8 protein-coding genes are annotated in these 10,958 nt (G+C 33.6%); all 8 read left to right on the top strand.

Going from position 1 to position 10,958, the window contains the following annotated elements; all coding sequences use genetic code 11:
* The first annotated feature begins 199 nt into the window (after window positions 1-199).
* The 8 genes from NEH74_RS04415 (at window position 200) to NEH74_RS04380 (ending at window position 10,953) form a co-directional block, all read left to right on the top strand.
* Window positions 200-1,804: a CTP synthase gene (locus NEH74_RS04415; RefSeq protein ID WP_055305907.1), complete on the top strand. Its 1,605-nt coding sequence runs from the start codon at window positions 200-202 to the stop codon at window positions 1,802-1,804.
* 160 nt (window positions 1,805-1,964) lie between these two features.
* On the top strand, window positions 1,965-4,046 hold the full coding sequence (locus tag NEH74_RS04410; RefSeq protein ID WP_055305908.1) for a GGDEF domain-containing protein: 2,082 nt from the start codon (window positions 1,965-1,967) through the stop codon (window positions 4,044-4,046).
* Window positions 4,047-4,243: 197 nt separating this feature from the next.
* The gene (locus tag NEH74_RS04405) at window positions 4,244-5,659 is read left to right on the top strand and encodes an NAD(P)/FAD-dependent oxidoreductase (RefSeq protein WP_055245018.1); all 1,416 of its coding nucleotides are present in this window, start codon (window positions 4,244-4,246) and stop codon (window positions 5,657-5,659) included.
* A gap of 86 nt (window positions 5,660-5,745) precedes the next feature.
* A complete protein-coding gene (locus NEH74_RS04400; protein WP_055245016.1) occupies window positions 5,746-7,026 on the top strand; it encodes an adenylosuccinate synthase in 1,281 nt (426 codons plus the stop codon).
* Between the two features lie 900 nt (window positions 7,027-7,926).
* Window positions 7,927-8,208, top strand: a complete 282-nt coding sequence (locus NEH74_RS04395; RefSeq protein ID WP_055245012.1) for a hypothetical protein — start codon at window positions 7,927-7,929, stop codon at window positions 8,206-8,208.
* 50 nt (window positions 8,209-8,258) lie between these two features.
* Window positions 8,259-8,843, top strand: coding sequence for a hypothetical protein (locus NEH74_RS04390; RefSeq protein ID WP_055305909.1), 585 nt, complete (start codon window positions 8,259-8,261; stop codon window positions 8,841-8,843).
* Between the two features lie 61 nt (window positions 8,844-8,904).
* On the top strand, window positions 8,905-9,597 hold the full coding sequence (locus NEH74_RS04385; RefSeq protein WP_055305910.1) for a response regulator transcription factor: 693 nt from the start codon (window positions 8,905-8,907) through the stop codon (window positions 9,595-9,597).
* Window positions 9,598-9,609: 12 nt separating this feature from the next.
* Entirely contained in the window at window positions 9,610-10,953 is a 1,344-nt protein-coding gene (locus NEH74_RS04380) for a sensor histidine kinase (RefSeq protein WP_055305911.1), read from the top strand.
* The last annotated feature ends 5 nt before the right edge of the window (window positions 10,954-10,958 follow it).

Raw genomic sequence — 10,958 nt, 5'->3', positions numbered from 1 at the left:
CTTAGAGTGCTTTTTTTATCTCTTGTGAGAATTTAATTTTTCAAAAATTTCGTTTATATTCGACTTTATTAATATTTATTATTGTATTATTAAATTATATCTGATAATATATTCAAGAGCCCTAAAAAATGCTCTCCATTACGGAGAGCATATTTTTTTTTATCTAAAAACAGAAACTTATTAATGGGAGGAATAATACATGACAAAATATATTTTTGTTACGGGTGGAGTTGTTTCATCATTAGGAAAAGGAATCACAGCTTCTTCTCTTGGCCGATTATTAAAAAATAGAGGTCTTAAAGTTTTTATGCAAAAATTTGACCCTTATATCAATGTTGATCCAGGTACAATGAGTCCATATCAACATGGTGAGGTTTTTGTTACGGATGATGGGGCCGAAACGGATTTAGATTTAGGTCATTATGAACGTTTTATCGACGAAAACTTATCACAAAATTCAAATATTACTACAGGTCGCGTTTATTCTAATGTTATTGAAAAAGAACGTCGCGGGGAATATCTAGGTGCTACGGTTCAGGTTATTCCTCATATTACTAATGAAATTAAATCAAAATTAGTTGCTGCTGCTCAAGATAGTAATGCTGATGTTATCATTACTGAAATTGGTGGTACTGTTGGTGATATTGAATCTTTACCTTTTTTAGAAGCCATTCGCCAGGCACGTAAAGATTTTGGATATAATAATACATTATATATTCATAATACTTTAGTACCATATTTAAAAGCAGCTGGTGAAATTAAAACAAAACCAACACAGCATAGTGTTAAAGAATTACTTTCATTAGGAATTCAACCAGATGTTATTGTTTTACGTACTGAAGTTGATATTGAAGATCATGTTAAAGAGAAGATTTCTTCATTCTGTAACGTACCTAAAGAGGCTGTTGTTCAAGCAATTGATGCTGATATTTTATATGAAGTTCCTATGCATTTAAAAGCTCAAGGATTAGATGATTATGTATGTAAACATTTTGGTATTGAAGCGCCGGAAGCAGATATGACAAAATGGCAGGAGTTAATTGATACTGTTCGTAATTTAGATGGTGAAGTATCAATTGCCTTAGTTGGTAAATATGTTGCATTACCAGATGCTTATTTATCAGTAGTTGAGGCATTAAAACATGCTGGTTACCATTTTGGTAAAAAGGTTAAGATTAAATGGATTGATTCTGAGAGAGTTACAGAAGAAACAGTTAATGAAATCTTTGCTGATGTAGATGGAATCTTAGTACCAGGTGGATTTGGTAATCGAGGTGTAGAAGGTAAGATTTTATCTTGTCAATATGCGCGCACTAAAAATATTCCCTATTTTGGAATTTGTTTAGGTATGCAAATTGCTGCGATTGAATATGCTCGTAATGTTGCAAAATTAGAAGGTGCTAACTCTACTGAGTTTGATGAAAATACACCTCATGCTATTTTTGATTATTTACCAGATCAATATGAAGGTATTAAAATGGGGGGAACGTTACGTTTAGGTTTATATGATTGTTATGTTAAAGAAGGAACTAAAGCATATGATGCTTATCAATCAGTAAATGTTAAGGAACGTCATCGTCACCGTTATGAGTTCAATAATCAATATAAAACGATTTTAGAAAATGCAGGATTAGAATTCTCAGGAATTAATCCTCAAACCGGATTAGTAGAAATTATCGAAATTCCTGGACATCGTTGGTTTGTGGCAGGACAATTCCATCCAGAATTCTTATCACGTCCACAAAAACCACAGCCTTTATTCCGTGATTTTGTGAAAGCAGCTATGGAATTTAGTTTAGAATAGTTTAGTATAATATTTAGTTTATAGATTTGTAGTTGGATTGAGAGTAAGAGCTTTTTAGAATTAAAAAGTGGGCTCGAGATCTAACTACTTTTTTTATTTTATTGGTAAAAATATGATATAATTATGTGTGAAAACGAATTTATGGTTGAGGATGGGTAGGATGAAGAATTACTTGTTTATTTTTTTAATCGCTATATGTTCGATGATAAATAGTGGGGATGATTTTTGTATAGAAGCGTCTAGTGTTTTCAATAATTCTGATGAGGAATGGTTATTAGAAAAAAGTCAGAGTAAGTTTAAGATAGGGTACCCTTCTTCTATTACACCATTAAATTATTACTATTTTTATAGTTCGTTAAAGGGAGTTATTAATGATATTTCTCAAGAATTTTCTAATTTAACTGATAAGAATTTATCTTCATATTTAATTTCAGATATTGCAGAAAATGAAAGTTTATTAAAATATGGGATTATCGATTTATTTGTATCAGGTAAGATGGAGGCATATAAGGAGTTTTATTATAGCTCCCCTATTCATGAATTCGAGTATACTTTTTATGTGAATCAAGGAAATAATGCGAAAAATACAGAAGACTTGATGAAGTATAAAATTGGGATTGTTAATAATGATGATAAGATTGAAAAGTATTTATTATCTTTTAAAGATATTATTAGTTATCCAAATTATATGGCTCTATATGCTGGTCTTAATAATGGTGAGATTGATGCGATTTTTGTACCGAGAGATTTGTTTCAGTATCAAAGTTTAGTGCATGAGTTACGAGAGGTGAAATCAACGGAATATTTGTCATCGGCATGGTATTTTATTTCAGATGAACCTAATTTAATCTCAATTATAGATAGGATTATGTCTAAGATGCAGACGATGGAAAAGCATGCGGATTATTTCTTCAACCATCAGAATGCATTAATTGGGAAGCTATATAATTTAGATAAATCGACATATGAATGGTTATTTTATCGGCAACCTGTGATAAAGGTTGGGATTTATGATGTACCACCTTTTATGTATTATAATGAGGATGAGGATACGTTATCTGGGATGTTAGATTATGTTTTGAAGCAGATTCATAACAATTTTGGTGTCAAGTTTGAGTTTGTTTTTGGTGATTATGAAGAGTTAGTAGGGGCTTATCAACAGGGTGTGATTGATATATTACCTGTTTTTGAGATGGAGTCTAATGAGAAATTATTTTTAGAGGGAAATAATTATGAGATTTATCAAGGTCAGATAAATGCGTATGGGCTATTTAATCAAGTGATGTTTCAAGAGGCGGTGGGTACTAATCTTAATACAGTGCTAGGAAGTGTATCCAGTGAAGGATTTTTAAGAAGTGAGATGAATGTTCGAGTTGAAGATTCGATTAGTAAGTTACATGAGGGGCTAGTTGAAAGAAAGATTGATTATTTATTACTAGATCCTGTTTATTTAGATTATTTTGAACAGTACAATTTGTCGTATAAAGGAAAAATTGGTAAGTACATTTTCTCTTTAATGGTTAGAGATAATCAAAATTTTATGACATTATTTGATGCGATTAAAGTACATGATTTTGAAGATGATGAGGTGCGATTGAAGTATGAGATGGTCCTTTCAAGTGAAATGTACTTGTTTGAGATGTCTTCATTGAACCATGATTTATATTTGATGCATCAGCAACAATTTTTGTTTGCTGGAGGGATTATTCTATGTACATCTATTATTTTGGTGTTGGGACGTATGCGTTATTTGGATAAGAAGACGGAGCATTTGAAATATACGGATTATGCGACAGGACTTTTGAATCGATTAGGTTATATGAATCAGATGGATAAGATGATGAATAAGGGTGAGCCGTTTACTTTTGCGATTATGGATATTGATCATTTTAAGTCAATTAATGATACGTATGGTCATTTAGTTGGCGATCAAGTTATTACTTATGTGGCGAATGTGTTGAAGAAATGTTGTCCACAGAATAGTGTGATTTGTCGATTAGGTGGTGATGAGTTTGTGATTTGTATTAGAGATCATAGTAAGGAAGTTGCTATTTCAGTTGTAGAAAGTATTAGAGAAGATTTGAAAGGTTATAGTGAATATTTTGAAGTGACCGTTTCAATTGGGATTTCTTTTTATAGAGGGGAGGCCGTTGATTTAGAAAAGCTTTATCAGCAGGCTGATCATGCTTTGTATGAAAGTAAGAAAAATGGTCGGAATCAATATCAAATTTTTCAAAATTAGGGGATTGCATATTGAGATTTCTTTGATATAATAGTAACGTTAAATCCTATATAAAAAGGTGACAAAATAATGAAACTAACAAATTTGGAAACTAAATTGACAAATTTCATATATATTTTAAGTATCTAGCACTCTATGTTCGCATAGGGTGCTTTTTTGTTGGTATATACCAGATTTGTTTAAAGGAGTAGAGAGCAATGAGTAATTACGATGTTGTTATTGTTGGGGCAGGACCTGCAGGGATTTTTGCTGCATATGAGTTATCAAAGAAAAATAAGGATTTAAAGGTGGCTTTAGTAGATAAGGGGTTAGATATTTATAAACGTAGATGTCCAATTCTTGAACATAAAATTAAAAAATGTCCAGTAATCAAGGACCATGTAGGTTGTATGCCTGCTTGTTCAATTACGAATGGGTTTGGTGGAGCTGGTGCTTATTCGGATGGAAAGTTTAATATTACACATGAGTTTGGTGGATGGATGACAGATTATTTATCAAATGGTGTAGTAGAGGATTTAATTAGTTATGTTGATGAAATTAATTTAGAACATGGGGCAACGACTGATATTACGGACCCAACGACGGATAAGGTTCGTGAGATTGAGAAACGTGGATATGCGGTAGGATTAAAATTACTTCGTGCAAAAGTTCGTCATTTAGGAACAGAACAAAACTTAGAAATTTTAAAAAGCATTTATGAAGCAATGAAAGACCGTGTGGATTATCACTTTAAAACTGAAGTAAAAGATGTTATCGTCGAAGATAATGAAGTAAAAGGGTTATTACTTGCTAATGGAGAGACAATGAAGGCCAATCAAGTCTTTTTAGCACCAGGTCGTGATGGATCAGTATGGTTAAAAGACGTGATGAAAGGTCAAAATATTCCGATGAAGAATTTACAAGTTGACATTGGAGTACGCGTGGAAACTTCTGATATTGTCATGCAAGAAATCAATGAGCATTTATATGAAGGAAAGTTCGTCTATCGCACGAGTGTAGGGACTGTTGTTCGTACGTTCTGTTCAAATCCTTCAGGTCATGTTGTTGTTGAAAATCATTCAGGAACGATGTTGGCAAATGGTCATGCTTATAAGGATCCAAAGTTAGGAAGTAAGAATACGAACTTTGCTTTACTTGTTTCTCATACGTTTGAAGAACCATTTGATCAACCAAATGAGTTTGCTCATGAAGTTTCACATTTAGCAAACAAATTATCAAATGGATCAATAATTGTTCAAAAATATGGAGATATTTTAAGAGGGCGTCGTACGACGGCTAAACGTTTAAAAGAAGGATTCGTAGAACCAACATTAAAAGAGGCGGTTCCTGGAGATTTAGGGTTAGTACTGCCTTATAATACGATGAAGTCATTAATTGAGATGACGGAAGCGTTAGATCATGTAACACCAGGTATTGCAGCGGAGCATACGTTGTTCTATGGTGTAGAAGCGAAATTCTATTCAGCTCGTCCTGAGATTGACGATAAGTTTGAAACAAAAGTTAAGGGCTTATTCGTTGGTGGAGATGGAGCGGGTGTAACACGCGGACTTGCGCAAGCTGGAGCAAGCGGAGTTTGGGTGGCTCGTCAAATTTTAGAGCGCTATGAGGCGTAAAATTGATGAATCGTTTTCGCTAATCAATTCATTTAGATACTAGAAAAATTTAAATTTCATTTTGACAGAAAAGGTGGAGAGTTTTAATGGCAAAAACAGTTGTAGTTGTAGGAACACAATGGGGAGATGAAGGAAAAGGTAAAATTACCGATTATTTAGCTCAACAAGCAGATATCGTAGCTCGTTACCAAGGTGGAAATAATGCTGGACATACGATTGAGTTCAATGGACAACAGTTTAAGTTACGCTTAATTCCTTCTGGAATTTTTAATTCTGAAAAAGTAATTTTAGGAAATGGAATGGTTATTAATCCTGAGTCATTACTTGAGGAGATTGCTTACTTAAATGAAGGGGGAATTTCAACAGATCATATTCGTATTTCAAATCGTGCTCATGTGATTTTCCCTTATCATATTGAGTTAGATGGTCTTCAAGAAGAGTTAAAAGGAGATCAAAAAGTTGGAACAACTAAACGTGGAATCGGTCCTTGTTATACAGATAAATATGCACGTGTTGGAATCCGTATGGGTGAGTTGATGGATAAAGAAGTATTTGCTACTCGTTTAAAAGAACAATTAGCTGATAAAAATGAAATTTTAGCCAAATACGGAAAACCAACGTTCTCATTCGAAGAAATCTATACAAAATATTGTGAGTATGCTGACGTGATTCGTCCTTATGTAACGGATACTTCTTATGAATTAGATGAAGCATTCAATGAAGACAAAAAAGTCTTATTCGAAGGTGCTCAAGGGGTTATGTTAGATATCGACCACGGAACTTATCCATTCGTAACGTCTTCAAATCCATCAGCTGGTGCGGTAACAACTGGTTTAGGTGTTGGTCCAACTAAGATTGAAGAAGTTATCGGGGTTGTTAAAGCATATTCAACTCGTGTTGGTGAAGGTGCGTTTCCAACTGAAATTGAAGGAGAAATTGCAAATCGTATTCGTGAAATCGGTCGTGAGTACGGAACGGTAACAGGTCGTCCTCGTCGTATCGGATGGTTCGATAGTGTTGTTGTTTCTCATACTCGTCGTGTAAGTGGATTAACTGGAATTTCAGTTAACTTATTAGATGTATTATCAGGATTAGAGACACTAAAAATCTGTACAGCTTATGAATTAGATGGGCAAGTGATTAAATACGTTCCATCAACAATCAAAGAATTTGAACGTTGTACACCAGTTTATGAAGAAATGCCAGGATGGCAAGAAGATATTACTGGAGTAACTTCATTTGAAGAATTACCAGTCGCTGCACAAAACTACTTACGTCGTATTGAAGAATTAATCGGTGCAAAAGTAGCCATCTTCAGCGTTGGTCCAGACCGCGAACAAACAATCTTATTAAAAGCGTTATTCTAGAACAACTCTGCACTATGTGCAGTTAGTTGTTCTTGACTCCGCAACAAGCGGAGTTATCCTTTTTTGTGAAAGTCGTGAGAAACGAAGTAAGCACGACTACTACAAGAGGATTATTAGAAGCGAGAGTTTTCTTAATCGAGTGAAACTTTTGAATTAGAAATGAGAATTTATTTAGATACATACATAGTGAAAAAGATTTCACATTTTACGAAATAAGCTTAGTACATTCGTTTTGATGGTAGCCAGGCTAACTATAGTAGCGCTAAAATTTTTTCAGCTATGAAAAACTTATCGCTACTTATATATATTCTGAGATAGCGGTGGAGAAAGCTGTTATAAATGTCAGTAAAGTGAGTGATTTGAGTAGAGAAGGGGAAATCTCTACTAAGATTAATCAGTAAGAAAAAGTCATGAATCTGATGGGGAAGTCAGGTTTATGGTTATTGAATAGATGACTTTAGTGGAAGTGGGGAAGCTTCTGCTATAATTTAGCGTATCATTATCGTGAGGAAACGATGGTGATGGATTTATGAGTGAGAGGTTTTAATAGAAATGGGGAAGTTTCTACTAATATAATTTGAATATAGCTGAGAAGTTATGTTTATTTGAGTAAGAGCAACCTATTAGAAGCGGGGAAACTTCTACTAGGTTTTAGTGAGAAAACAGAATTTAATTGAATAAGAGTAGTAGTGAGAGTTAGAATTTTGAAGTGGATGGTAGATGGAAGGTGCTTATTAATAATGGGGAAGTTATTAATGGGTGGAAGGAACGTTTGTTTTATTTTTTAGGAGTAGGCTAAGAAGGTCAAGGTGGGAAATTTTATATAGATAGGCAACGCAATTTGCGTTGCTTTTTTTTCTAAATCATGTAAAATAGTGATGTTAAAGGGGCGTGATTTGGATGAAGAAATGGTATTATGCAATTTTTTTAGTTTGTTTATTTGTTTTTAATCAAGCATTTAAGTCTTATGTAGAAGTATATGGTTTAATTGAAGGAGTATTGGTTGGGTTAACGATTGCATTTTTATGTAAGCTGGTGTTTAAGGTAGTGACGAAGACGATTATTTTTATCGCTATTGTGTGTGGTATTTTAGTGTTTTTAGTGTCATCAGGTTATATTGAGTTACCAGCAGAGCTTGCTAATCTTTTTAACCTTTCACATATATTTCACAGTTTTTTCTAATATAAGAGGTTATTTTAAGTTATAATAATGGATGTAAAGGAGCAATAGTTATGAAGAAAATTTTAATAGCCTTAGTTGCAGTTATTGTTATTGCAGTAGGAGCAAATTTCCTATTCCCTTCGGTTAATTCGCTGACTGATTTTAAACATATTAACTATACAGAGACTTTTGATCAAAAGGAGTCAGAGTATTACGTTTATTTTTATCAGGAAACTTGCCCACTCTGTTTGCAGTTTAGTCCAGAGCTAGTGGCTGCGTATAATGAGAAGGATATTCCGATTTATGTGGTTGATGCTGCGGCAACAGAAAATAAAGCGGCTTGGTATGATTGGGCTGCTCATGATAAAAAATATACAAAAGTGATTGGTAAAGTTGAGAATGGGGTACAGGTTTTCAATGAAGGAGAATCGAGTGCGAAGTATCCATCGAATGAAGGATGGACAATTTCTACAAATAAAAATAATGAGCTTGTTGCTTATCATAAAGATGCTTTTAATAACCGTTCACCACAAACCGCAGAAGAAATTGAGATTTCTGGTACACCAGCGTTAATTAAAGTTAAAGATGGGAAGTTAGCGGGGTATGGTGAAGGGATCGATCAAGACCGTGCTTTATTGGAGACTTATGGACAATAATTTAAAAAAATCTTGCTTTAACGAGCAAGATTTTTTAACAGATTAATATGAGGTGATAGATATGAAACATATTTTCGTAATTGATGATGATGCAAATATTAGACAATTAATTTTAAGATATTTAGAAAAGGAAGGATATAAGGTTACAACATTTGAAAATGCAGATTCAGTGTTAGAGGCATTTAATGTGATGCAACCAGATGCCCTTGTTTTAGATATTATGATGCCAGGTACAATGGATGGGCTTGATTTATGTAAAAAGATTCGTACGGTCAGTCAAGTTCCAATTATTTTCGTATCAGCGAAAGATGAAGCGGTGGATCGTATTATTGGTTTAGAGCTTGGAGCGGATGATTATTTATCAAAACCATTTAGTCCTCGCGAGTTGTTAGTACGTTTGAAAATTATTTTCCGCCGTATTGAACCCGTCATGGCAACTGAACAAGAGACAACTCTTTATCAAATTAACGATGTAAAAATTGATGATTCAAAACGTGTCTGCACAGTGAATGGTGCTGAGATGTCATTAACAAATAATGAGTATATGTTATTATCTTATTTAGTAAAGAACAAAAATATTTCATTTACTCGCGAAAATTTAATTCAAAATATTTGGGGTTATGATTATGTCGGAGAATCACGAATGATTGATGATTTAGTGAAACGTCTTCGTAAAAAATTAAAAGCAATGAATGCAAAGGTTGAGATTACAACGGTTTGGGGTTATGGATACCGAATCGATGATAATTTATAATTAGGTGTTGATATGAGACTTGATCGCAAGTTATTTTGGAGTTATATTGTGATTATTTTAATCGCGATCTCCACGTCATTTACACTATTTACAGTGGCCTCTAATCAATTTTTAACTTATCGTTTAATGGATAGTATGAAAAAAGAGTTAGATTTAATTAAGGAAAACTTGATGATTTATAATACGGATTATTTTCACTCAGGACCTGTCATTAGAGATCATATTATGCAATTAGTTCAATCTAACTTGATTATTATCCAGGATAATACACTAGCTTTTACAAATAGTCAGGATCTTTATGATGAATTACAGGCTCATAAAGGGGATAGTTCATATCTAAATAAACATTATTTAACTGTTTCAGGTGAAACGAATATTGGATATACGAAGTTTGATATTATCTTAGTGAGTGAAAAAGGGATGATTAGTGAATTAAATCAACTAAATTTAAGTATCCTATTTATTACTTCACTGGTCAGTATGTTAATTGCTGCGTTTTTTGGGGTCTATGTTCAAAATAATATTTCAAGACCGATTCATTTACTGAAAAATAAGGTTCGAGGTTTCCAAGAAAGTATGGAGGCGCCTGAGGTAACCATTTATACAGGTGATGAAATCCAAGAATTAGATGAAGATATTGTTCGTATGGCGACATCGATTGTTAATAATGATCGTAAGCGCAAGGCATTCTTTGAAAATACGTCTCATGAATTAAAGACCCCCTTAATGAATATTCGAGGTTATGCGGAAGGATTAAAGGATGGTATTTTTTCAATTGATGAGGCTGCTGAAGTCATTGCTCAGGAGAGTGAGTCCCTTCGAACGTTAGTTGAGTCTATTTTATATTTATCTAAACTTGAAGATGCGACGCACGATCGTTATCAACTTCAATTGGTTGATTTAAATCAATTTTTAGATGGCTTTTATCATAAGATGGCAGGATTAGTAGCAGATAAGAATCTTGAATTTCAGTTGAATTTAGATAAATCAGTTCAAGTTAAAATGGATGATGATAAGATGATTCGTGCGTTATCGAATATTATTACGAATGCGGTTCGTTATGCGAAGACAGTGATCTCGATTGAGACGATTGTTGAGAATAATGTTGTGGAGATTCGTTTATTTAATGATGGAGCACAAATTGCTGAGGCAGATTTACCTTATCTTTTTGATCGTTTTTATAAAGGGGATAAAGGTCAGTCAGGTCTTGGTTTAGCAATTGTTCAAAGTATTATGACAACACATCATGGTACGGTTGAGGCGCTAAATGTTGAGGGTGGTGTATGTATGAGTGTTAAGTTACCCTATGTGGCATCTTCTAGCAAACGTCGATTAAATGAGATGAAAAAAGGTTAAATCAA

It is taken from the genome of Turicibacter sp. GALT-G1 (assembly GCF_025594995.1).
In the GTDB taxonomy this organism is placed as follows: domain Bacteria; phylum Bacillota_I; class Bacilli_A; order MOL361; family Turicibacteraceae; genus Turicibacter; species Turicibacter bilis.
The sequence above is the reverse complement of the archived record's forward strand: the minus strand, read 5'-3'. Positions and strand labels throughout refer to the sequence as shown.